Origin of the sequence: Synechococcus lacustris str. Tous, assembly GCF_003011125.1 — a bacterium.
Taxonomy (GTDB): Bacteria; Cyanobacteriota; Cyanobacteriia; order PCC-6307; family Cyanobiaceae; genus Synechococcus_D; species Synechococcus_D lacustris.
In genome coordinates, this window is sequence record NZ_PXVC01000004.1 from 43,022 (window position 1) to 66,474 (window position 23,453).

General features: G+C 49.7%; 25 protein-coding genes, 1 tRNA gene and 1 pseudogene. 14 read left to right on the forward strand and 13 right to left on the reverse strand.

From position 1 onward, the window contains the following. The first annotated feature begins 92 nt into the window (after positions 1-92). The 6 genes from C7K08_RS01815 to C7K08_RS01840 all read left to right on the forward strand — a co-directional run bounded on the left by C7K08_RS01815 (position 93) and on the right by C7K08_RS01840 (position 2,164). Positions 93-356 (forward strand): hypothetical protein, encoded by a 264-nt coding sequence (locus C7K08_RS01815; RefSeq protein WP_106498940.1) that lies wholly within the window; start codon positions 93-95, stop codon positions 354-356. Continuing rightward, on the forward strand, positions 356-1,027 hold the full coding sequence (gene msrA / locus C7K08_RS01820) for a peptide-methionine (S)-S-oxide reductase MsrA (RefSeq protein WP_106498941.1): 672 nt from the start codon (positions 356-358) through the stop codon (positions 1,025-1,027). Before C7K08_RS01815 ends, msrA begins: the two co-directional genes overlap by 1 nt. 4 nt (positions 1,028-1,031) lie before the next feature. Next, positions 1,032-1,355, forward strand: coding sequence for a hypothetical protein (locus tag C7K08_RS01825; protein WP_133165138.1), 324 nt, complete (start codon positions 1,032-1,034; stop codon positions 1,353-1,355). Next, the gene (locus C7K08_RS01830; RefSeq protein ID WP_106498943.1) at positions 1,352-1,687 is read left to right on the forward strand and encodes a hypothetical protein; all 336 of its coding nucleotides are present in this window, start codon (positions 1,352-1,354) and stop codon (positions 1,685-1,687) included. The genes C7K08_RS01825 and C7K08_RS01830 overlap by 4 nt, the downstream gene beginning before the upstream one ends. Positions 1,688-1,718: 31 nt before the next feature. Further along, positions 1,719-1,792 (forward strand) — tRNA-Pro (locus tag C7K08_RS01835). 87 nt (positions 1,793-1,879) lie between these two features. After that, positions 1,880-2,164 (forward strand): 2Fe-2S iron-sulfur cluster-binding protein, encoded by a 285-nt coding sequence (locus C7K08_RS01840; RefSeq protein ID WP_106498944.1) that lies wholly within the window; start codon positions 1,880-1,882, stop codon positions 2,162-2,164. On the opposite strand, the gene C7K08_RS01845 is transcribed toward C7K08_RS01840, so the two are convergent. After that, positions 2,161-2,388: a hypothetical protein gene (locus C7K08_RS01845; protein WP_106498945.1), complete on the reverse strand. Its 228-nt coding sequence runs from the start codon at positions 2,386-2,388 to the stop codon at positions 2,161-2,163. The genes C7K08_RS01840 and C7K08_RS01845 overlap by 4 nt on opposite strands. Positions 2,389-2,411: 23 nt before the next feature. Then, on the reverse strand, positions 2,412-3,140 hold the full coding sequence (locus C7K08_RS01850; protein ID WP_106498946.1) for a 3'-5' exonuclease: 729 nt from the start codon (positions 3,138-3,140) through the stop codon (positions 2,412-2,414). Between the two features lie 90 nt (positions 3,141-3,230). Between C7K08_RS01850 and C7K08_RS01855 the strand changes: the two genes are divergently transcribed. Together C7K08_RS01855 and C7K08_RS01860 are read left to right on the forward strand one after the other, a co-directional pair. Further along, positions 3,231-3,686: a peroxiredoxin gene (locus C7K08_RS01855; RefSeq protein WP_106498947.1), complete on the forward strand. Its 456-nt coding sequence runs from the start codon at positions 3,231-3,233 to the stop codon at positions 3,684-3,686. Further along, positions 3,686-4,402, forward strand: a complete 717-nt coding sequence (locus C7K08_RS01860) for a DUF1350 family protein (RefSeq protein ID WP_106498948.1) — start codon at positions 3,686-3,688, stop codon at positions 4,400-4,402. The genes C7K08_RS01855 and C7K08_RS01860 overlap by 1 nt, the downstream gene beginning before the upstream one ends. Here C7K08_RS01860 and acs read toward each other — a convergent pair. Further along, the gene (acs, locus tag C7K08_RS01865) at positions 4,381-6,351 is read right to left on the reverse strand and encodes an acetate--CoA ligase (RefSeq protein WP_106498949.1); all 1,971 of its coding nucleotides are present in this window, start codon (positions 6,349-6,351) and stop codon (positions 4,381-4,383) included. The two genes, C7K08_RS01860 and acs, sit on opposite strands and share 22 nt — an antisense overlap. A gap of 89 nt (positions 6,352-6,440) precedes the next feature. Here acs and C7K08_RS01870 point away from each other — a divergent pair, with 89 nt between their 5' ends. Beyond that, positions 6,441-7,124, forward strand: a complete 684-nt coding sequence (locus C7K08_RS01870) for an HAD family hydrolase (RefSeq protein WP_106498950.1) — start codon at positions 6,441-6,443, stop codon at positions 7,122-7,124. Positions 7,125-7,146: 22 nt separating this feature from the next. Here C7K08_RS01870 and C7K08_RS01875 read toward each other — a convergent pair whose 3' ends face one another. Both C7K08_RS01875 and C7K08_RS01880 read right to left on the reverse strand, forming a co-directional pair. Next, positions 7,147-8,487 (reverse strand): MFS transporter, encoded by a 1,341-nt coding sequence (locus C7K08_RS01875; protein ID WP_106499005.1) that lies wholly within the window; start codon positions 8,485-8,487, stop codon positions 7,147-7,149. Positions 8,488-8,604: 117 nt separating this feature from the next. Next, a complete protein-coding gene (locus C7K08_RS01880) occupies positions 8,605-10,212 on the reverse strand; it encodes a glucose-6-phosphate isomerase (protein WP_241536962.1) in 1,608 nt (535 codons plus the stop codon). 235 nt (positions 10,213-10,447) lie between these two features. On the opposite strand from C7K08_RS01880, the gene C7K08_RS01885 reads away from it, so the two are divergent. After that, positions 10,448-11,191 (forward strand): helicase DnaB, encoded by a 744-nt coding sequence (locus tag C7K08_RS01885; protein ID WP_241536963.1) that lies wholly within the window; start codon positions 10,448-10,450, stop codon positions 11,189-11,191. On the opposite strand, the gene C7K08_RS01890 is transcribed toward C7K08_RS01885, so the two are convergent. Beyond that, positions 11,188-11,868, reverse strand: a complete 681-nt coding sequence (locus C7K08_RS01890) for an N-acetylmuramoyl-L-alanine amidase (RefSeq protein ID WP_241536964.1) — start codon at positions 11,866-11,868, stop codon at positions 11,188-11,190. The two genes, C7K08_RS01885 and C7K08_RS01890, sit on opposite strands and share 4 nt — an antisense overlap. 176 nt (positions 11,869-12,044) lie before the next feature. Beyond that, complete coding sequence (locus C7K08_RS01895) at positions 12,045-13,748, reverse strand: M61 family metallopeptidase (RefSeq protein ID WP_153062408.1); 1,704 nt, start codon at positions 13,746-13,748, stop codon at positions 12,045-12,047. An 83-nt stretch (positions 13,749-13,831) separates the two neighbouring features. On the opposite strand from C7K08_RS01895, the gene purN reads away from it, so the two are divergent. Beyond that, positions 13,832-14,413: a phosphoribosylglycinamide formyltransferase gene (purN, locus tag C7K08_RS01900; protein WP_106498955.1), complete on the forward strand. Its 582-nt coding sequence runs from the start codon at positions 13,832-13,834 to the stop codon at positions 14,411-14,413. Here the strand turns inward: purN and argC are convergent. Beyond that, entirely contained in the window at positions 14,404-15,483 is a 1,080-nt protein-coding gene (gene argC, locus C7K08_RS01905) for an N-acetyl-gamma-glutamyl-phosphate reductase (RefSeq protein ID WP_106498956.1), read from the reverse strand. The two genes, purN and argC, sit on opposite strands and share 10 nt — an antisense overlap. A gap of 80 nt (positions 15,484-15,563) precedes the next feature. Here argC and ribBA point away from each other — a divergent pair. Beyond that, positions 15,564-16,793 (forward strand): annotated as a pseudogene (gene ribBA / locus C7K08_RS01910) (bifunctional 3,4-dihydroxy-2-butanone-4-phosphate synthase/GTP cyclohydrolase II); the annotation flags it as partial. A gap of 17 nt (positions 16,794-16,810) precedes the next feature. Here the strand turns inward: ribBA and C7K08_RS01915 are convergent. After that, complete coding sequence (locus C7K08_RS01915; RefSeq protein ID WP_106498957.1) at positions 16,811-17,248, reverse strand: peptidylprolyl isomerase; 438 nt, start codon at positions 17,246-17,248, stop codon at positions 16,811-16,813. Between the two features lie 74 nt (positions 17,249-17,322). On the opposite strand from C7K08_RS01915, the gene mtnP reads away from it, so the two are divergent. Next, positions 17,323-18,207, forward strand: a complete 885-nt coding sequence (mtnP, locus tag C7K08_RS01920; RefSeq protein ID WP_241536965.1) for an S-methyl-5'-thioadenosine phosphorylase — start codon at positions 17,323-17,325, stop codon at positions 18,205-18,207. On the opposite strand, the gene murQ is transcribed toward mtnP, so the two are convergent. Genes murQ through dnaK form a run of 4 tightly spaced genes read right to left on the reverse strand, consistent with a single transcriptional unit; the run spans position 18,186 to position 22,299 of the window. Then, positions 18,186-19,112 carry an N-acetylmuramic acid 6-phosphate etherase gene (gene murQ, locus C7K08_RS01925; RefSeq protein ID WP_106498958.1) on the reverse strand — a complete coding sequence of 309 codons (927 nt, stop codon included), beginning with the start codon at positions 19,110-19,112 and terminating at the stop codon, positions 18,186-18,188. The genes mtnP and murQ overlap by 22 nt on opposite strands. Continuing rightward, positions 19,109-19,489 (reverse strand): DUF3110 domain-containing protein, encoded by a 381-nt coding sequence (locus C7K08_RS01930; protein ID WP_106498959.1) that lies wholly within the window; start codon positions 19,487-19,489, stop codon positions 19,109-19,111. The genes murQ and C7K08_RS01930 overlap by 4 nt, the downstream gene beginning before the upstream one ends. A 9-nt stretch (positions 19,490-19,498) precedes the next feature. Continuing rightward, positions 19,499-20,335, reverse strand: a complete 837-nt coding sequence (locus C7K08_RS01935; RefSeq protein WP_106498960.1) for a DnaJ domain-containing protein — start codon at positions 20,333-20,335, stop codon at positions 19,499-19,501. 8 nt (positions 20,336-20,343) lie between these two features. Next, a complete protein-coding gene (gene dnaK / locus C7K08_RS01940; protein WP_106498961.1) occupies positions 20,344-22,299 on the reverse strand; it encodes a molecular chaperone DnaK in 1,956 nt (651 codons plus the stop codon). Positions 22,300-22,415: 116 nt separating this feature from the next. Between dnaK and pstS the strand changes: the two genes are divergently transcribed. Further along, positions 22,416-23,405, forward strand: a complete 990-nt coding sequence (gene pstS, locus C7K08_RS01945) for a phosphate ABC transporter substrate-binding protein PstS (RefSeq protein WP_106498962.1) — start codon at positions 22,416-22,418, stop codon at positions 23,403-23,405. Positions 23,406-23,453: the final 48 nt, after the last annotated feature.

Below are 23,453 nucleotides of genomic sequence, written 5' to 3' on the forward strand. Positions count from 1 at the left end.
GTTGTTCTCGCTAAGCAGTTGTTTAAGAAGTGCCATTTTTTTCATTTCCAGCCAGTTGATTGTCCATAGTTGAACAAATAGCAAAGGCCGCCATGGGCAACATTCACGCCTACCGCATGAGCTGCACCCTCACATTTGGGGACATATACGGCCAGGTGCTGGCATGGGTTGGCTTGATCTTTATCAGCCTTGCAACAGCATTGAGCTTGATGGGTGCCAGCAGACCCCTGTTTGCCTTGGTGGCCGTGGGTTTGATCCTGGTGCTATCGCTGCCATTTTTGGTTTTTGCTTTCACCACAACGCTGCTTAATCACATTGCATTAGAACCAAGGGAGCAAAGCAGCAGCAACGCCTAATGGCCGAATCAACCAAACATTTTGTGCTTGGCAGTTTTATCGATGCCGAGGCGGGACCGAACCAAGCTGAGGCGATCTTCGGCTGCGGTTGCTTTTGGGGTGCAGAAAAAGGCTTTTGGCGATTGCCAGGGGTTGTTASCACCGCCGTTGGTTATGCCGGTGGCAATGGCGCTTCACCTAGTTACGAAGCAGTTTGTGGTGGKCGCACTGGCCACGCTGAGGTGGTRAGGGTGGTTTGGAACAAGCAAATTGTTGATTTCTGCGATCTACTCAAGCTCTTTTGGGAATGCCACGATCCCACCCAGGGTGATCGYCAAGGCAATGACCGCGGCAGTCAGTATCGATCGGTTATYTACACAAACGATCCAAACCTTGATGCGATTGCCAAGGCAAGCTGTGATGCCTATCARAATTTATTAACCGAAAAGGGTTTTGCTGCCATCAGCACTGAAATTAAACTGAATCAAATCTTCTATGCCGCTGAGGAATACCACCAGCAGTACCTGGCCAAGCCTGGAAGCCGCCCTTACTGCTCAGCACAACCAACCAGGGTGAGCCTTGGCCCCTTTCCAGGCTGCCACTACCTCCTGCCAGAAAAGGTTTGGAGCCATTACGACTGGTCGGTGAGCCACTGTGTGCTGCGTGGTGAGAACAGCCCAATCGWGCTTTAACAAGGTGAGGCTTTGGGCTCTAGCCCTTGCTGCACCACTGTTTTTTACAGCAAATTCGGCTCACTCAGGTCCTTCCCCCTGGTGGGAACACTATGAGCTGAAGCAAACCTATCGCTGCGCCGAYAGCAGTGAATTACTGCTGGAACGCAACGACAGCCAAGCCTCGATGTACCACAGGGGCTATAAAACAAATCTGTTTCGAGATCAGAAGGCCTTTGCCTTAACCCGTTATGCCAATGAAAGATTGAGCGTTGTGCTCAGTGGTGATGAACTAACCATCGAAGACCTACTMAGCAAAACCCGCTGCCATCGCACGGAACAGGTGTGACCAACAACCMTTCTCCTAAACAACCAAACAAGCCCCTTCACCCCCTGCCAAAGGGCCTTGTGGAGCTCTATGGACTGCTTGCGGTGCTSTTTGTTTTGGTGCCTGAATGGCTAGCTGGCAATGCCCTTGCCCAGCTACAGGATTCCAATTCRGAAGCCTCGTTACCGGCCACATCTGCGGCCTGGAAGCGAGTGCCGGAATTGATGCTTGCCTCCCTAAGCATGCTGGAGTTGAGGGCCCTTGCCCGCAGCCGCCGTTTGTATGGATATCAAAGGCAGTTGCGAGAACACCTAACCCTGCGCTTGCTAAAGCAATTGCGCAAACAACGCTAGGCACTTGCTGCTGTGTTACTTTTCAAAGGTTCGGGGCGTAGCGCAGCTTGGTAGCGCACCACTTTGGGGTAGTGGGGGTCGTGGGTTCAAATCCCGCCGCTCCGATTGATCATTAAAAACTACCGGCAATTGCCGGTTTTTTTTTGCCTTTAAGCATTGCTACTGCTATCAAGGAATAAAGATTCAGCRATCATGGCTAGCTACACAATCACGATCGAAGCTGGAAAGAGCTTTAGCTGTGCAGACGACAGCTACATACTCGATGCAGCTGATGCCGCCGGGGTAGATCTGCCCTATTCATGCCGGGCAGGKGCCTGTTCGACCTGCGCGGGCAAGTTGATWAGTGGAGCGGTTGATCAAGCAGATCAAAGCTTTTTRGATGATGAGCAAATGGCCCAGGGTTATGCGCTGCTATGCGTTAGTTATCCCACCTCGGATTGCACAATCAAAAGTAATGCAGCGGAAGAAATTAGTTAAACCAAGCGAGTTGCCGCTCTGTATACCTGCAACCAACGATTAATCCTTGGTTTTAAACTTTGGGGGATTTCGTGTAACAGCTGATCTAATTCAAGGGCGCCAAGCCGCTGCAGATCACGAATCTCGCCATGCCAAAGATTTTCCGCCTCACGGATGAGCCTTGCCCATGTGCGGGCCCTTTGCCAGGTGCAAAGTTGCAGGTTTAGCAAAGYGCTGGCTGCCATGGCTCCAGCATAAAAGCCAATGATTAACCCGCCAACGGTTTTGCTTCAAATGGTAATTCCAAGGTTTGCAGYTGCCTTTGGCTGAGGCGACGGGTCCAAGCCCCCTTAATTGGTTCATTCCAGCGAAACCCAGCATCCTTAGCTAATTGCCTTTGGGCGTAGCTAACTTGAGCTTGATAAAGCTGGCGAGGTTCGAGAGCTTCCAAAAGYAGAGCCTCTAAATCATCACAACGCTCAAATACTTGGGCTATGTAGATGCAATCCGTTAGGGCCCTGTGGGCAGCCCAAACGGGAATTGAAAAAGCAAGGGCTAAATCCCTCAACGATGGCCTTGCTTTCAAACCAAGGGCCTTKGGCCAAGCCAGATCCTCCATGCTGCAAACCCAAGGCATATCAAGGCAGGGAAGCTGGCCGCAACCAAACCAGCGGCGATCAAAACAAGCGTTGTGGGCAACAGCCACATCGGCYGCAGCGGCCATCGCTTCAAACAACTGCAAACTCTGGTGCCAGGGCTGGGATAGCTGGGTGGCMTTTGGATCGATGCCGTTAACGGCAATGGCCGGGTTACTAGTTGCCGGCAATARAAAGGAGAGTTGGCTTAAAACACAGCGATGGGGAACGGAAAAAAGGATTGCGCCAACTTCTAGGCACTGGTGCAAGGTTGGCTCTAAACCAGTGGTTTCAGTGTCGATGATCAAAAGTTGTTGGGGCAACGCAGTTAACAAACTGGGTTGTTGCCATGCTGCAGCCATTTATGGGGATTCACTGGTTCTATCGTCCCAGCAAAACACTAAGCCAGCAAGAATCTGTCTAGGGTTTGGGGGCGCCAATGCAGTAATGCCATGTCTATTGCCGTTGGAGACAAGGCTCCGGCCTTCAGCCTGAAGGATCAAAATGGAATAGAGCGATGCTTAAACAACATTGGTGAAAAGGCATTAGTGCTGTTTTTCTACCCAAAAGACGACACCCCCGGCTGCACCATTGAGGCATGTTCCTTCAGAGATCAATATGCAACACTCCAACAGTTGGGAGCAGAGGTATGGGGTGTGAGTGGCGACGGWGCAWCGAGCCACAGACGCTTTGCCGAACGCCATCAACTTCCCTATCCACTTCTAGTGGATGAACAAAATAAACTACGCCAACAATTTGGCGTACCCAATTCACTGATTTTACTACCAGGAAGAGTAACATATGTTATTGACAAAWATAAAATAGTCAAACTTGTKTTTAATGCAATGCTTGACGCAAATGCCCATGTTGCCAAGGCAAAAACAACCCTGGAAATGCTTAATTCTTAATGGGCTGGCAGCAAWTAGGTGAACTATGGGTATATCGCCCAAGGGAACCAAAGGCCTTAATTCAGTTTATTGGCGGCAGCGGCTTAGGAGCAACACCCCAGYTGAGTTACCGCAGGCTGTTAGAAKCWCTAGCTGAACAGGGTTGGCTYATCCACTGCTGGCCATTCGTACCAAATTTTGATCATCAATACCTAGCTGTTAATGCTTGGCGTTCTTTTAGGGCAGAGCAACAGAATTTAGCTTGCCTAAGACTTGGCCACAGCATGGGCTGCAAACTGCAYCTACTGGCCCCCGACCAAGGGCGGGGCTGCAAAGCCCAGGCCCACATGAGCTTTAATAATTTTTCAGCTGGCCGCTCAATTCCATTTTTCAATGAATTGGCACCAAGGCTAGGTATAACAAGTGAATTCAGCCCAGGCCCAGATGAAACGATGCAGATTATTAGCGATATTAAAGCACCAAAAGATCAACTTATTATTAAATTTAAGAGCGACGAATTAGACCAGAGCAACCTGTTGCTTAAATGCCTAAACAAAAATCCRTCTAGTAATGTTAAACAATTGGAACTTAGCGGTGATCATCTCACCCCTGCAAGYGCTGGATTAAGGCAGCAATTTCTAGCGGGAATCACAGACGGTTCACGCCAGCGGCAATTAAATCGTTTGGCAGCAGCGATTACAGAATGGTGGAATACTCAAGCATCATTACGCAACTGATCAAGAACAGAACGATCTTCRAGGGTACTTGTATCACCACTTATCTCTTCACCAGATGCCAAAGCCCTAAGAATCCGTCGCATGATTTTACCGCTACGGGTTTTAGGTAATGAATCTGTGAAATTAATCTGGTCTGGTTTTGCAATAGGGCCAATTTCATTGCCCACATGGGCCCTTAATTCAGCCACTAATTCTTCGCTACCAAGCMGATCAACCTGAAGGGTTACAAAAGCAACAATTGCCTCKCCCTTTAAATCATCAAAACGCCCCACAACTGCCGCTTCGGCTACTGCAGGGTGACTAACAAGGGCYGATTCTATTTCCATGCTACCCAAACGATGGCCGGAAACATTGATCACATCATCCACACGACCCATCACCCAGAAATAACCAGCCTCATCCCTGCGGGCACCATCGCCAGCAAAGTAAATAGTGGAACCATCAGCCGGCTTGATATACGACCAATAATTTGAACGGAATCGCTCTGGATCTCCTTGCAATGTTCGCATCATGCCCGGCCATGGTTTAAGGATTACTAAATAACCACCTTGATTTGCAGCTAATAAATTACCATTGGCATCCATTACTGCAGCGGTAATCCCAGGTAGGGGCAATGTTGCAGAACCAGGTTTAGTTGGGGTTGCAGCCGCAAGGGGACTGATCATCACGCCACCGGTTTCAGTTTGCCACCAAGTATCAACAATTGGACATTTATTTGAGCCAATAACATCCCTGTACCACATCCATGCCTCAGGATTAATAGGTTCACCAACGCTGCCTAAAATACGCAATGAGCTCATATCAAATTGATCTGGCACCTGCCTACCACTTTTCATAAACGCSCGAATAGCCGTTGGCGCTGTATAAAACAAACTAACTTTATGCTTCTCAATGATCTGCCAAAAAGCACCAGGAYTAGAAGCCCTTGGAGCTCCTTCATACATCAATGTTGTGGCWCCGTTAGAKAGTGGACCATAAACAATATAACTATGACCTGTAATCCATCCAACGTCGGCAGTACACCAGTGTATATCATTTTCCTTCAGGTCAAATATCCATTTAAATGTTAAGTGAGCCCATAAATTGTAACCAGCTGTGGTGTGAACAACCCCTTTTGGTTTSCCAGTGGAACCTGATGTATAAAGTACAAATAATCTATCTTCACTATTCATAGGTTCAGCCTCGCAAGCTGATGATTGGCAATCAACCAAATCGTGCCACCAATGGTCACGACCGTTCTGCATACCAACCTCTTGCTTAGTGCGTTGCACAACTAATACTTTTTGCACAGATTCACAGCCCTGGGAAAGGGCGTCATCAACGGCTAACTTGAGCCCTACGGCTTTATCTTTGCGAAATCCACCATCAGCTGTGATCACTAATTTTGCTTTGCCATCATTGAGGCGATCCCTAAGGGCCTCCGCTGAAAAACCACCAAATACAACCGAATGGGCAGCTCCAATGCGCGCACAGGCCAACATGGCGATGGCGGCCTCTGGCAACATTGGCATGTAAAGAGCAACTAAATCGCCCCGCTCAACACCAAGGGCTTTAAGGGCATTTGCAGCTTTACAAACCTCATGGTGGAGTTGCCTGTAGGTAAAAATACGGCTATCGCCTGGTTCCCCTTCCCAAATAAGCGCTTGTTTATCAGCCCTGGGGCCTTGCAGATGGCGATCAAGGCAGTTGTAAGAAATATTTGTGGTGCCCCCTTCAAACCAGCGGGCAAACGGCGGATTAGTCCAATCGAGCACTTGGCTAAATGGRCTRAACCAATGGAGCTCCCGCTTGGCATGGCTTCCCCAAAAGAGCTCGGGGTTTGCCTCTGCCTCCGCCACAAGCTGCCTGTAGCTGGCCAWGGAACCGATGGCAGCGCTTTGGGAGAGCTCTGCTGGGGGATCAAAGGTGCGCTCTTCCTTGAGAACAGATTCAATGGCCATGTCTGTCATCACTGGGGGGGCAATCGCCCTTGCAAGGTTGCTTAAACAGTTATCTAACCGACAAGCCCTCGGTCGTCAAAGTAAAAAAGCAGGAGAAGATGCAGAGGTATGTACCCAGCAACGCTGTGCTCCAACACCTGCGGCAAATCAAACCCGCCGGCTGCCTCTTTGATCTTGATGGCCTTTTGYTAGATACGGAACCTCTGCACAGCAGAGCATGGGCCGCAAGCATCGAGCATTTTGGCGCCCACGTGCCTGAAGGCCTATTGCTGGAGCTCAGGGGCCGCAATCGTTTTGATAATGCGGCGGCGGTAATTAAAAAATTAAACCTACAAATAAGCAGTGAGGAGCTYTTGGCAATTCAACAACCAATATCTCAATCCCTGGTTTCAAATGCCCAACCCATGCCTGGAGCAAGGGAGCTGGTTGAGCTTTGCCACAAAAAAAATATACCCATGGCCATTGCCACTAGCAGTGGCATGCAGGCGGTATTGGTAAAACTAAAACCACACCCATGGTTGGAATCGATAAAAGTGCGGGTCCATGGAGATGACGCAAACATAGATAGGGGAAAACCAGCCCCCGATTTATTTATTGAAGCCGCAAAACAATTAAATGTTGATCCAAAAAATTGCTGGGCATTTGAGGATTCCCCCGCAGGGGCAACTGCRGCKTTTGCAGCMGGTTGCSAAGTTTTTGTATTACCAGCCCCAGGGTTAAATGMAAAGRATTATCCAGAAAAATCAATTATCCTAGAAACCTTATTTAATGTGCCAATWTAATAAKAGYTTCAATAWAGTGARATCATATCGTTTCCAGGTTAACACCTTTTGTTTCYACTCGATAAAGCCAAGTAATCCAGGCGCCAATTAATGARGTTASGGCAAGCAATGGAAGCAAGCGGTCTGCCCCAAAACCAYTTAGCAAAGCAGGAAAAAAGAAAGCGGTTATTACCGCTCCAACCTTGCCASATGCAGCAGCRAATCCAGCGCCTACTCCTCTAATTTTAGTAGGAAATACTTCACCAGCAATTAAGTAAGTTTGAGAATTTGGCCCTAGATTCGTCATAAATTGGAACAGGAAAAAGCCAACTCCAATTAAAACTATATTATTGGCACCATTGAAATTTCCGGCCGCTGCAATTAAAAGRCCAAGGGCGCAACCTATGAAGCCAGCTATTTGCAAAGGGATYCTACCCAACTTATCTGAAAGCCATATGGCAAAAGCAATGCCAACTAAAAAGCCAATATCAACTAGGGCAGTTCCCTTGGCACCAAGTAAATCGTTATGGATTARAGCGGAAAGATTATGCTCTTGGGCCTCTGCGCCRAAGGCTGCTGCAATTATTATTGGYGTAAAAATACCAATTCCATAGGTAGAAATATCCTGGAGAAACCATGGCAAAGARGCAAGTATTGTAGATTTGAGCTGCTTACCATGGAAAAGATCTCCGAATTTACTTGATTTATACTTTACCACTCCCTCCTCGGCAATTTCTAGTTGCAATAAACTTATRTCTTGCCTATTTAAGAGTTTGCGAAGCTGCTTTTCAGCCTTAGTTAAATGCCCTTTACTAAGGAGCCAATGGCTACTTTCAGGCAAAAATATTCGCCCCCAWGCAACAAGAGCAACGGGGATAAYAGGTAATAAATAGAAAATCCTCCAGGTACTCAGTTCTGGTTTAGAACTCAAAACAACCGCACAGATCGCCGTACCGATTACAGCTCCCAAGGCCTGAAAACTAAAAGCACCCAATACAAGCCTGCCGCGAATTGAGGCTGGTATGCTCTCRGAAATAACTAAATGGGCTGTTGGATAATCAGCGCCAAGGGCTAAGCCCATTATAAAAAGCCAAAATATAAGCAATTCACTACTACTGCTAAATGATGCACCTAATAATCCAATCAATAGCAAAAMCATCTCTCCTATAAAAACCGGCTTTCGGCCAAAGCGATCAGCCAGCCCRCCAAGAAAGAGAGCACCTATTAATATTCCAGCYAATGTAGCAGCAGTAATGAATCCTTTTGTTGTTTGATCAATTGAAAACTGCTCAGAAACCAAMGGAAGTGCTATTCCACCCATGAAAACAATCAGGCCTTCAAAAAACTTGCCCGCAGTGGCAAGGCTCCAAACCAACCATTGCATCCCAGATAGGGGTGCTTTGCCAAGGGAGGATCCATCCTGCCAATTAGGAATTTCCTCGATGTAAGCCTGAACTGTTTTTTTCATTGTTATTACATAGTTTTAAAATAACTTTTTAAATTAAACTTTTTTAAAAGTTAAGCTCAAGGGGTCACTCCAGTTRCCCTTAGCTATTATTCCGCGAACATTGCCACATAGATGCCGTAGKATGAAGAAAACTGGCTCCTGGGCAGTGGGATTTGCTAATTCRTCGCAGATCTGMTTCACAGAACGCTCCACACCATCCTGCAGCAATGATTCAACTTGTTTTTGCAAACTAAGGATTTCGGCAGCAGCTTTGTTGCCCGCCTCAACACCGGGTTGATGGTAGGCATTGATATCAACAAGTTCACCGTATAAACCAACGGCCCTTTCAAATAAAGCCACTAGGGCGCCAAGATTTTTTGCRTTAAATTTTTCCAGAGTGATCGTTATGCTTTGCCTTCCCCCCTCAGACAGAGCAGCTCTTGTGCCTTGTAAAAATCCATCAAGGAAATCACCAGGGTAGGAATCCTCAAGCATTGGTATATCTGTTGGATCTTCTAATACTTCAATAAATGTGGCAAAGAAATTATCGATCCCATCCCGAAGTTGTTGAACATAGGCATGTTGATCCGTTGAACCCTTATTGCCATATACAGCGATTCCTTGGTGAACAACCTGTTCTTTCCTATCAAGACGCTTGCCGAGRGATTCCATCACCAACTGCTGTAGATATCTACTAAACACCTCTAAACGATCGCGATAGGGCAGCACCACCATGTCGCGTTTACCCTTGCCATCGCCAGCCACATACCAACTCGCAGCCATTAAGGCAGCCGGATTTTGCAACAAAATTGGCAGCCGGGTTGCACAATCCATTTCCGCCGCTCCCGCAAGAAAGGCAGCGCTATCGATACCAGCAAGAACAGCCGGCAGCACACCAACAGCACTGGTAATCGAAGTGCGCCCACCCACCCAATCGAACATATCGAAGCGATTCAACCAACCCTGTTCTGCTGCTTCTTTGTCTAATTTGCTATCGCGCATGGTGATTGCCACTGCATGCTGGCTCCATTGGCAACCGGCAAGCTCAAAACGGTGCCTTGCCTGCACCATACCGATGTGAGGTTCTGGTGTACCACCAGACTTACTAACAACCACCACCAAAGTGGTTGGCAKAGATGGGCCGATTGCGTTAAACAGGCGGCTCATTCCATCGGGATCAACATTGTCTAGGAAATGAAACGGCAAACCTTTGCCGTTTTCCTGCAGGGCCCGAATCATCAAAACGGGACCTAAGCCAGAACCACCAATTCCAATCCAAAGCACATTGCTAAATRAGCTGCCATTGGGGGCTTTGATTTTTCCCTCAAGAAGATCAGCACCAAATTGCTGCATTCGTGCAACTTCTTCACCTATGTGAGCTGCGGTTTCTTGATCTGGAGCCAAWGCTGAATTTCGCAACCAGTAGTGGCCCACCTGGCGATTTTCATCGGCATTGGCAACAGCGCCGGCCTCAATCGCTGCCATTGCCTCAAATGCCTTGGCAAAGGGCTGCTCAAACTGATCAAGCTGGGGCTGATTCAGCTGCATGCGGCTTACATCAAGCCACATGCCAAGGGATTCGTGGTGCCAGAGCAAATTGCAAAAACGCTGCCACTGGCCAGCGCCGTYGGATATGTCTAGATCAGGAAGGGAGCCGGCCATGCTCGAGGTGCCCATCTGATGCCCAAAACGATCTGCACTGCAGACTATTCAGCTTTGGTGACGATGGGGTTATGGCACGTAGTGGGCTTAAGCATTTGAACTACTGGCACCCACCMWGGGGATCAATAAAAAAAGCATTTAATATTGATTTGGTTGGTTTTTAGCCATTCAGCTACCTGCCCTGCCACAACTAAAGCCGCTGAAAAAGCCCGTCCTAACTGGCTTCAGCTTTGCTTTGACATTATTTTTAGCGGGTTCCTTTGCAGATCCGAGCCGAGAWATTSATTCAAACCAAATCGATCTGAGTAGATCAGCTCAGGCCGAATCACCTAGACCGGATCCAGCGGATTTCAGCGCTCAAGAGCTGCAACTATTGCAGAAGCGTTTTGGCGTGCACGGTCCCCAAACCCCCATAGCCCAGCTCTTCACCGCTGGGCTAGACCACTGGCTGCCCTTAAGAAATCAAACCCTGGATCGTTTGGGGGCCCTAACKCCTACCTTGCGGCGTGAAGCAAAGGCAAAAGGAATAAATCCAATGTTTTTAGCTGCAATCCTCTACGACGAACTTCAGCATGCAAAACCTGGAGAAGACACGCCCTTAGCTGTTCAATCGGGACTGTTTAAAACCCATGGTTTGGCTCAATTAGGTGTTGAGGAACTGATCCATCAAGGCTTATTACCMAAAAATCCCAGCCCTCAGCAATTGGCTTGGGCTAAGAGTGAGCTCTTAAATCCAGAACGAAATATCGCAATACTTGCTGAAAAAATGCATCGGTTAATCATCGCCCTTGATGCTAAACCTGGAAATAATTCAAATTCCAGCACAAGCTATCGAGAAGCCCATCTGCTGGCAACACTTGCCTATTTACACAACGGCAAGCTCGACTACCCCACCAGAATTCTCAAATATATGCAAGATCCTGCTTTGCATGGCTTGGTATATGGCAACCAAAAGCCAACTGCAAGTGCACTGATCTAGTTRTTATGATTTTTACACACTAGTTGCAAAGCTGTTAATCTCTTCTGCAATTGCAACCAGTTAAAACTTCTCGGATCAGCCCTAGCGCCAGCTAAATCAACGTGGCGATGGGTTGTGATGGCCTCCGGCGCTATTTGGTAGCGAATCATCCAATCAGCCAACACTCGGCTCAATGCGTCATATTGGGCACTGCTGTAACCACTGTGATTAAGATCATCATTAAAACCATCCTCAGGGGTTTCTAAACTCACGTGCAAAGCAAAGTTATTAATAGATCCGCTTAGATTTTTGTTGTAGAAAATCCACCGGCCTTTAAATGCTGAATGTCCTGCCCCATAGGCGCGAAATGATGGAGGTACCAATTGAACTATCTCCCCGCTCCTAGCAACCAGGGTGTGATAACTRACCTGATCTTCATCGGATGGATGGGGGGTTAATAATGTATTAATAGCTGAATTCACATCAAACACTGTTTCATGTAATACAATTACAGCAGGCTTAGGGTTTAGTTTTTGTCCAAAACTGTCAATTTTTACACGCTCGCCATAATTGGAAGGATGCGCCTTAAYCTCACTTAACTTAAGATCCATTGATAATAATCTAGATCTTAAATCAGGATTTGCTTTAGGGCAATTCATGATCAGAGGTGATTTCCACTCAGGCTGCGTTGGCGGCAACGGTGTTTTAGARCTTTGYTCATTTATCCTTGGAATTGATATACCAGCAAMAGCATTGCTATTCCTATTAATAAGATATTTTTTWTGCAMATAAATTGCAAGCCAATAGCTTCCAAACGCCAAGGCAAAGCAGGCTGCGAGTTTAATTTTTTTGGATCTAAAATGTTGCCTKAACATTACCCATGCCCCTGAAGCCAACGGCAGCGGAGCTTAATTGCATCTGAAGCTGCATCAGGATCCTCAACCAAGCTCCAGCTTAAGGGCTTAATAATGGATGGGCAGAGCAGCATTTCAGATATGCAACCATCATGGCTAATCAATAGGCGATGATTATAATTTGGCTGCAGATATTGATCAAAGAAATCAATCGATCTGCATCGCTCGCCATCGATGGCTAGTATTTCGTCACCCACACACAAACCAGCAGATTCACCAGGGCTATCACGAGCGAGCTTGCAAATGCGCAACTCACCATTGTTTAACTCCAAACCTATGCCACTAAATGCATGCTTTGCATCGGCACTAGCTAGGCGCATTCCAACCATTAAAAGATTACTTTCCAGCGGTAGATCTTCAATACTGTTAAGCCATATTGGCAAAATTGATAGCAGTTTATCATCAAATTTAGCGGCTGCATTTAATAAATCCTCAGGGCTGTAGCCGCGCTGATAAATTCCAAATTTTTGCCACAATTCCTGAAGAAGCTGCCCTAGGCAAAAGCCCTTAGATAGAAGATGTATATCAAGCAAAAGGGCCACTAATTGACCTTTCAAATAGTAACTAATTTGCTGATTATCACTATGGGCATCCCTTCGGTAAAGTTTAATCCAGGCCTCTTCGCTACTTGCCACAAGGCTTTGCACCGCCTTACCTGGAGTGCAAAGATACCTATTAATATCTTTTCCTAAATCATCAAAATAATCAGCAWTACTACAAAGACCTGCTCTCAAAACAAGCAGGGAATCATAATAACTTGTAATTCCCTCTGCAAACCAAAGGCTAGCTGTGATTGTTTCAGCTGAATAATTATACGGCGTTAACTCCCTTGGCCTTAATCTTCTTACATTCCACTGGTGTAGATATTCGTGGGCTACAAGTTGWAAAAGSYKGCGTACGCCTGCTGGCGTATTTAGCTCATTTCGGCTAAACATAAGCGCCGTATTGTTATCGTGCTCTAAACCGCCAAAACCATTAAGGCAAAAACGAATCATAAATAAATAAACAGATGCCGGCGGATGCTCCACTCCCATCAAGCGGCAAACAGTGCTGCAAATCAATGGCAATTGCCAGCGCCATTGATCCAATGGCGCTGGTTTTATCAAACCTTGCCAAACCCAGCGGTGGGGCACTCCGCCCACATCAAAAGTTATCTCCTCCATCGCACCTAAGGCGATGGGGCAATCRATCAATTGATCGTAGTTATCAGCCTTGTATAWGCCATCCCCAAGCTGGCTAAGCGATGTGGCAACCTGCCATCCCAGCGGTAGCTTCAGAGATAGGGTATGGCTAAACCAGCGCTGGCCTTCCACCTCCAGGGCCCAGGCAGCAGCTGTTAAAAAGCCKTGCCCTTGATCAAGCCAATTGCTGCGCACGCTTGCTTCCACAGCCAGGAGGCCATAGCTAATGCTGAGCTCAAGGCCGGGGCGAACAATTAGGAGCCAACTGCTACTGGTTAAKCGCCTTGCACACAACTGTTGATCCGCCTGAAAAACAACTAAACCCTCAAGATGCCTTGCGTAAGCTCGATCTAAATAGGAACCAGGGGTCCAAACGGGAAGCTGCAATTTGATCCGACTGGTTTGGGGAGTGCATTTGAGCTCCACCTGGAAACGCTGGCTTGAAGCATTGCTTAAATCAAGCCAATAATGGGGACCGATCACCAATAAATACCTCAACGGATAATTAGCCCTAAACTATGCTAGCCGTAATTCKCTAATTGGAATAGAGCAATGGAAGTAGAGCAATGCGTATAGCGGTACTCGCCTCCGGATCTGGAAGCAATTTTGAGGCATTGCTTCACTATTGCCGCGATCATMARCARGGTTTAGCAACCATTGAATTATTAATCATTAACAACCCAGGTTGTGGTGCCCAGCAGCGGGCTGAAAAATACARCATACCCTGGYTGCTGATTAATCACCGTAATTTTGATAGCCGTGAAAATTTTGATGATGCCATACTTAAGGCCTTGCAGCTGGCAAAAATTGATTTGGTTGTTTTGGCTGGCTGGATGCGAATAATCACAGCAAAACTTATCGATGCATTCCCAAGTGGAAGATTGCTAAATATTCATCCAAGCCTGCTGCCAGAATTTAAAGGAAGYGCTGCGATTGCAGCAGCCCTTGCCGCTGGTGCAAAAAAAAGTGGTTGCACCGTCCATGAGGTGGTGCTCAATGTTGATGCTGGCCCAATAATTGCCCAGGCGGAGGTTGAGATCCAACCATCTGACACATTAGAGAGCTTGAAACTTAAAATACAAGAACAGGAACATCTGATATTTGCTCCAGCGATATTTTCAAAAGTAAGGCAATTGGTTTATGGATAGTATGGAAGCATTGGCAAGCCTGCATCAACCGCTTGACCTGTCATTACATTGAGGCATTGAACCGCTTGGCCGGCTTGGCCTTTAATTAAATTGTCAATAACACTCATAACAATAACCTGGCTAGTGCGCTTATCAACAGCTACTGATATAAGYGCYTTATTTGTATGTTTAACCCATTTAGTGGAGGGATATGTACCAACTGGCAATATATCTATACAGGGATGATTCTTATAGGTTACTTGATACAAAGTAGTTAAATCCTCTGCCGTAAGACCTGGGTCCCGCAAGCGACCGTAAACRGTTGCCAGCAGGCCCCTAACCATCGGMATCAAATGGGGGGTGAACTGAAGTTGRATATTCCTACCGGCTGCCTTGCTGGCAAGCATTTCAATCTCGGCGGTGTGGCGATGGCCCACAACCCCATAGGGGGCAACCGCTTCAGCAGCTTCTGCCAAAAGCAAATGCTCCTTAGGGGCACGACCACCCCCTGAGGTGCCAGTTTTGGCATCRATCACAATTCCTTCCCCTTCAATYAAGCCCTGCTGYAGCAGGGGCATCAGCGCCAGCAAACTGGCCGTTGGGAAGCAACCAGGGGCCCCCACTAAKCGAGCCTTAGGTAATTGCTCCATGGCCCATTCCACCAGGCCATAAACCGCCTCGGAGCAAAACTCTTGATCTGCCCGATCGAACTCTTTTGCTTCACTGCTATAGGTGGCCGCCCATTGGCTMAGGCTTGGAAATCGGTAGTCGGCCGATAGGTCAACAACCCTTACCCCTAACTGGAGCAACCGGGGCACCAAGCCACTGGCTAAACCATTGGGGAGGCTGAGCACAGCAAAATCTGCTGCAGCTGCTATGGCATCTGGCTCTGGATTCTGCACCACCAAATTTTCTGCCAGTGGCAAAAAAGGGCATAAATCAAACCAGCTTTTACCTGCACTGCGCTCCCCACCAAGAAAACTGAGCTCAAAGCCAGGGTGATTTTGCAAAATCCTCAGGGTTTGCAAACCGCCATAACCCGAGGCACCAATAACGGCAACCCGCCGCGGGGAACTACTAGCTACGGCCATGGAGCAACTTGATTAGCGCAAACTTTAGTGATCGATAGGCACGCAAGAAGCTTTATAACAAACATCAGTTATCCCTTCCCATGGCTGCCCAACCCGCCAACGGCCTTGATATTCAATTCGATTCGATCGAAAAGGCGTTGCATGCGATTCGGGCCGGGGCCTGCGTGGTGGTGGTAGACGATGAAAATCGTGAAAACGAAGGCGATTTGATCTGCGCCGCTCAATTTGCAACCCCGCAGCAGATCAATTTCATGGCAACGGAAGCTCGGGGTTTGATTTGCGTAGCCATGGAGGGGCGCCGCTTAGATGAGCTCGAATTGCCCTTGATGGTTGATAACAACACCGATGCCAATCAAACCGCCTTCACCGTGAGCATTGATGCGGGCCCTGAACAGGGGGTGAGCACCGGTATTTCCGCCGAAGATCGAGCCCGCACAATTCAAGTTGCTCTGCATCCTGAAAGCCTTCCCAAAGACCTGCGCCGACCTGGCCATGTGTTCCCCCTGAGGGCAAAAGATGGAGGTGTTTTAAAACGGGCTGGTCACACCGAGGCAGCAATTGATCTRGCGCGGTTGGCGGGCCTATATCCAGCTGGGGTGATCTGCGAAATCCAAAATGCMAATGGTTCGATGGCGCGGCTAGCCGACTTGCACAAATACGCCCAAGAGCACCAATTATGTTTAATAACCATCGCAGATTTAATTAGCTATCGCCTGAAAAACGAACGCTTTGTTGTACGCGAAGCATCTGCAAATTTACCAAGTCAATTTGGTCAATTTGAAGCGATTGGTTATCGCAATAGCCTTGACGGACAAGACCATCTAGCCCTTGTTAAGGGAAATCCTCAGGAATCTGATTCACCTATTTTGGTGAGGGTGCACTCAGAGTGCCTCACSGGAGATGCCTTTGGCTCCCTGCGCTGCGATTGCAGGCCCCAGCTGGAGGCTGCCTTRCGCATGATTGAAGCAGAAGGTTGTGGCGTTGTGGTTTACCTGCGCCAGGAGGGCCGCGGCATYGGTTTGATCAACAAATTAAAGGCCTACTCCCTGCAGGACGGTGGCCTTGATACGGTGGAAGCGAATGAAAGTTTGGGATTTGCGGCCGATCTACGCAACTACGGCGTAGGCGCCCAAATTCTCTTTGATCTGGGAGTGCATCGCCTAAGGCTTATTACTAATAATCCACGCAAAATCGCAGGCCTTGGCGGCTATGGCCTCGAGGTGGTTGAGCGCTGCCCCCTGGTGATAAATCCAGGGGAACAYAACGCTGATTATCTAAGTACAAAAGCAAAAAAACTGGGCCATTTAATGGGTTAAACCCTAGCAGTTTATTGAATAGTTACCTTATTAATACGTGCTCCATTTTTGATGGCAAGAACCACTTCTAAATTACCCGTAACACCGAAAACGGTGTGAACCCCATCAAGRTGYGGTTGGGCGGCGTGGCAMAGAAAAAACTGACTGCCACCGGTGTTCTTACCGGCATGGGCCATGGAAAGACTACCTGCYTGRTGCTTGTTTTTATTGATCTCGCAGTTGATCATGTAGCCAGGGCCGCCTGTGCCTGCAACACCTTTTGCCCCCTCCCTGCTATTTGGGCATCCCCCCTGGGCCATAAATCCATCGATCACCCGATGGAAGGCAAGGCCGTTATAAAAGCCTTCGTTTGCCAAYTTCACAAAATTAGCCACTGTTTGCGGTGCATCGGTGTCGAACAACTCGATCTCGAGTTGGCCCGCATCCGTATCCATCAAAGCCTTGGTCATTGGTGCTGTTCCAGTGTGGAATGGGTGAACCTTGGCACATCGAGATGACCTCTGCGAACCCCTCCCCCAGCTCCATGCCCGAAGCCCTTATTGGCGTATTGGGGGGCAGTGGTTTGTATGCAATGGAGGGCCTGAGTGATGTGGAGGAACTGCAGCTCAACACCCCCTTTGGCAAACCGTCGGATAGTTTGCGCCGCGGTCGTCTTGGCGATGCACAGGTGGTTTTTTTGGCCAGGCATGGGCGCCACCACAGCTTTCTACCCACTGAGGTGCCCTATCGCGCCAACATTTGGGCCCTGCGCTCCCTTGGGGTGCGYTGGATCATTTCCTGTTCAGCGGTTGGCTCTTTGCAGGAAGCTTTGCGGCCCCTTGATTTAGTGGTRCCCGATCAATTCCTAGACCGCACCCATCAGCGCCCCTGCAGTTTTTTTGGTGAGGGGGCTGTGGCCCATGTGTCTTTGGCCGAACCCTTCTGCGCAGAGCTGTCRAAACTGCTGTGCGAAGCGGTTGAAGAGGTGTTGCCCCCCGAGCGGCATTTGCACCGCGGCGGCACCTATTTGTGTATGGAAGGTCCTGCTTTTTCAACAAAAGCAGAATCCAATTTTTATCGCAGCTTGGGTTGTGATGTGATCGGCATGACAAACCACACGGAAGCTCGCCTAGCACGGGAGGCGGAAATTGCCTACACCACCCTTGCCATGGTTACCGACTACGACTGCTGGCATCCCAACCACGATGCCGTAACCGTGGAAATGGTGATAGCAAATCTCAAGGCAAATGCTGCCACTGCCCAAGAAGTGGTAGCAAAAGCGGCTGCAAAGCTCCACCAGCTGAGGCCCAGCAGCAAAGCCCACACAGCCCTGGCCAATGCCTTGATGACAGCTAAAGAACACGTACCCGCCCCAACCCGRGAGCGGCTTGATCTATTCACAACTCCCTATTGGGGCCCKTTCAATTGAAAGCCACTTGCCTGTAAAGCGAGCCTTAAATTTCCAGCCGAGGCGGCTAACAGAGCAACGGCATCTGCGGCTGGCAACTGAGCAGCGGCCATCAATAGGGCAACCTTCACTGATCCACCGGCCTGTTGCAGTAGCAGTTTTCCTTGGCTGCGATCYACGCCAGCCAGGTGGGCCAGTATGCGCAGGGCCCGATCTTCAAGCTTGGCATTGGTAACAGCCACATCAACCATGCGGTTACCAAACACCTTGCCCAGCCGCACCATCACCCCAGTGGAAATGATGTTCAAGGCCATCTTGGTGGCGGTTCCAGCCTTAAGCCTTGTAGACCCCGTGAGTAATTCGGCGCCAGTGAGCAGGCGAATGTTGATCTGGCAAGGCATGGGTGCTTGCTCTGCTGGTACACAGGCCATGGCAATGGCAAKGGCRCCAATCTCTTGGRCATAASTAAGMCCCCCCAACACATAGGGGGTGGTGCCRCCAGCAGCAATGCCAACCAAGGCATCACTTGAATTGAATCCAGCGGTTTGCAAATCAGCTTTGCCGCCTTCAAATAAATCCTCCAGCCCCTCAGAACTGCGCAACAGGGCGGCCGCCCCACCGGCTAGAACCCCTTGCACCAAGCTGGGATCGCTACAGAAAGTTGGCGGGCATTCAGCTGCATCMAGCACCCCCAATCGGCCAGAGGTGCCAGCCCCTAAATAAAACAAACGCCCGCCCTGTTTTAAGCGCAAACTGATGGCATCAATCGCCTGGGCTAATTGAGGCACTGCTGCTTCAACCGCCTGTTGAGGCAATTTGTCTTCGCTTGCAAAGAGTGCCGCCAGTTCTAGGGAACTGAGTTGATCAAGATTTTCGCTTGMACCATTGGCCTGTTCTGTTAAAAGGTGGCCTCGATCAAGGTTCATAGCAAACCTTCAAGGGAGCGGCGAAAGGCATCTAAATCTGTTTGCTCCTTCCAACTATTGGTATCWAGGTTGTGCTCAGGTGGGGCAAGMAGTAGGCGCTCTTCAGCTGATTTTGGTAGGAAGCCAGTTGGCACAAATCGGGCCTCGTAACCAGCCTGGGCGCAAAAAATTTCAACCTCGTCCCTCTGGATCATCTCAACGGTGGCGCAGGGAAAATCTTGGGCCTCGAGCAGGCCTGCATAGCGTTCAGCATCGTCTTGATCGGCAAATAACAACACCACAGTGCGGCCATTTAGTTCKAGGGAATGGATACCTTCAGCATCGCTGCCAGCATCAAAAAGCAATACGTGCACTTTTTCGCTCAACTGAGCCCCCATTCACTTAGCTCATTCTTCCAGCAGTTCAGCCAAACGCCGATARAGGGCTGTTTCAGCTTCACTGCAGGCATCCGGCACCACAAGCCTCACCTCAACTATTTGATCACCCCCCCGGCCCTGGCGCTCAAGCCCCCTACCCCGCAAGCGCAACAACTGGCCGCTTGATGTGCCCGGAGGTCCTGTRAGGGTGGGCACCACGGCCTGGGCACCCAAGGCCCCCTGGGGTGCGGGTAGATCAAGCCGATAAARCACCCGCAAACCATCGATGCGCAAATCCTCATCGGTGCGCACCTGCAGCAGCAAAAAATGGTCGCCACCTCCGGGAGCCACCCCCTCTAGCCGCAGTCGCCAACCATCACCGGCYTCAGCGGGGGTTTGCACCTCCACCACCAGGCCATCGGGTAAAGCCACTTGAACACTGGTGCCATCAAGGGCCTGCTGGGGAGTGAGTTTTATCAGCGTTTCCTGGTTKCCTTGGGCCTGCACTGGTGGCGGCGGTGGGCCTGGGGTGGTTGCGGGCCAACYGCTGGGTTCAGGTTCAGGTTCAGGAAACTTGCCAAACAGGGCTTCCAAATAGGTTTCAAAATCAGGAAAACCAGTGGCAAAGGGATCCTGTTCTTCCTTCTGSTCGCCCCCTTCCCACAAGCCACGCCGGCTGGGGTCACTCAATACGGCGTAGGCCTCGTTTATTMGTTTAAAACGCTCTTCCGCTACTGGATCATTGGCATTTAGATCTGGGTGCCAGCGGCGCGCCAGGCGGCGAAAAGCCTGCTTTAGGGCCTGCTGATTGGCGCCGGGCTCTAAACCCAACACTTCCCAGTGGTCGGTGGGGTTAGGCGAAACCATGGAAGAACTCAATAGCGCCCCCAGGGATCATCAGGTCTTTTACTTGAGCGATCCCAATCATCCCAGTCGTCGTCGGCAAATAATTCATCCTTGAGCGAGCCAAGGGTGCTGCGTAGMCCCTGTAATGGCCCCCCCGACTCCCCCTCGCGGCGCTCAGCTGCCAAGCGGCGATTTAAGCCATAAAGGGCTTCCTCCAACTGGCTTACCAAAAGATCCTGCTCCCGTTCATCCACCTGTTCGAGGCCATCACGCAAATCCCTAAGKGCACTCTCAACACTGCGTTGCTGGCGTTCTGCGCCGTAGGGCCCTAACTCAAGGGAGGCATCCCGCAGGCGCCGTTCCGCTTGGGCGATAAGGGTTTCAGCGCGGTTGCGGCGATCAACCTCCGAACGTTTGCGGCGATCCTCAAGGGCTTTGCTGGCWGCCTCAGCTAAAAGCTGGTCGATTTCCTGTTGGCTGAGGTTGGAACTGCCTTGAACCGTGACACTTTGACGCCTTCCAGTGGTGCGATCCGTGGCAGAAACCTGCAGGATTCCGTTTGCATCCACATCRAAGGAAACCTGAACCTGGGGCACCCCCCTTGGGGCTGGGGGGATACCAGCCAAACGAAAACGGCCCAGGGATTTGTTATCACTGCCCATTTGGCGCTCACCCTGGAGCACRTGGATATCAACCGTTGATTGATTTGCTGCCGATGTGCTGAATACATCCGATCGGCGCACCGGAATCGGGGTGTTTCTGGGGATGATYACCTTCATCACACCACCGATGGTTTCAAGGCCCACTGAAAGCGGGGTTACGTCGTTGAGCATTAAATCGCGCAGTTCMCCGGTGAGAATTCCGGCCTGAACTGCGGCGCCAATGGCTACAACCTCATCGGGATTGACGTTTTGGCTTGGTTCTTTAGGTATCAAGGTGCGCACAAGTTGTTGCACCATYGGCATGCGGCTGCCGCCGCCCACCAGCACAACTTCATCGATGTCTTCGGGGGCYAAACCGGCATCGCGAAGCGCTTCTTGAACAGGCCGGAGCAAACGATCTAATAAATCTGGGCAAAGGCCCTCGAAGGTGCGGCGATCCAGGTTTATTTCCAGATGCAGGGGCCCCTCGGGAGCTGTGGCGATAAAAGGCAAGGAGATCTGGGTTTGCTGGGTGCCCGATAGTTCCTGTTTTGCCTTTTCAGCCGCTTCTAACRATCGTTGCAGTGMTTGGCGATCGCGGCGCAAATCGATCTGATGATTTTTCTGAAAGGCATCGGCTAGCCAATCAACAATGCGTTGGTCGAAATCGTTGCCGCCAAGTTGGGTGTCGCCACTGGTGGATTTCACATCAAAAACACCATTGGCAATCTTCAAAACAGAAACATCAAAGGTGCCACCACCAAGATCAAAAACCAAAACCGTTTGGGAACGGTTGCGATCAAAGCCGTAGGCGAGGGCCGCTGCCGTGGGTTCATTCAAGATGCGTTCAACGCTGAAACCAGCCAAGCGACCCGCATCCCGGGTGGCCTGGCGCTGGGCATCATCGAAATAGGCTGGAACGGTTATCACCGCCGCTTCAACSGGTTCCCCCAAGTAGGTGGTGGCATCGTCTACAAGTTTTCTCAACAGGCAGGCAACTAGCTCCTCAGGAGCAAACTCCCGTTCCATGCCAGGGCATACCACCCGCACCTGGCCTTGATCGTTGGCGCGAATTGTGTAGGCAACGGCCTGGCTGGCATCGTCTAGCTCAACCCACAAACGACCGATAAGGCGTTTGAGATTGCTGAAGCTGTTGCGTGGGTTGAGTACCAATTGGCGACGGGCGGCCTGGCCCACCAACAACTCTTTTTCACGGTTGAAGCCCACCACCGATGGGGTGGTACGCAAGCCCTCGGCATTGGCAACAACAACTGGGCGCCCCCCCTCCAAAACAGACAAAACTGAATTGGTAGTGCCGAGGTCGATGCCAACGATCCTCCCCATGGACCTGAGCGAATGAATTCAAAGGTAACGGGCAATGGCAAACCAGTCAGCCCCGAGGCGATAACGCAGCCTTAAGAAAAAGAACTTATTAAWCGTTTGAACCAAAGTTGGCTCCCATGYCTGTTGCCAAGAAAGCGGTTGCTTTTAGCGCCATTGCGGCCCTTAGCACTGCCACAATTTTGCCCGTGCTTGCCCAARCCACCATCAGTGGTGCCGGWGCAWCWTTYCCWGCYCCCATTTAYCAACGCTGGTTTGCCGACTACGCCAACACTAAAGGCGGWAGCCAGGTTAATTACCAGTCTGTTGGCTCTGGCGCTGGCGTTCGTCAGTACGTAGCTGGAACAGTTGACTTCGGGGCGCCCGACGAACCAATCAAAGATTCAGARGCTGCCAAAGTTAGCCGTGGCGTTGTTCAAATCCCCATGGTTGGCGGCTCCATMGCCGTTGCCTACAACAAGCCCGGTTGTGAGCTGAAGCTTACCCAAAAACAAGTTGCTGATATCTTCCTTGGCAACATTACCGACTGGAAGGAACTTAAGTGTGCCGCGGGCCCCATCTCCGTAGCCCACCGTTCCGACGGTTCAGGTACAACATTTGCATTCACCAACAGCCTYTCAACTTTTTCTCCTGAGTGGAAGAGCAAAGTTGGCGAAGGTAAGAGYGTGCAGTGGCCAGTTGGTGTTGGCGGCAAGGGCAACGAAGGAGTTGCTGGTGTAATCCAACAAACCCCAGGTTCAATTGGTTACCTCAACCAATCCTATGTTCGTGGCGTTATCAAAGCCGCGGCTGTTCAAAACAAAGCTCGTCAATTCGTTAAGCCCACAGCTGTTTCYGGTGCCGCTGGCCTAGACAACATCAAGCTCAACGACATGAATGCTGGCGAAGATCCCAATCCCGCTGGCGCTAAGAGCTACCCCATCGTTACTCTTACTTGGATCCTGGCCTACAAAACCGGGAACGGAGATAAAACTCAAGCCATCCAAAAGGCTTTGAACTACGCCCTGAGCCCTGCGGCTCAGAAATTGGCAGACGATCTTGGTTATGTGCCCCTAGAAGGCAACATTCTTGCCAAGGCCAAGGCTGCTGTTAAGCAAATTGGTAAATAGTTAGGTCTTTTAATTAATTATTTAAATCTAGTTTTTTAAATCTAGTTT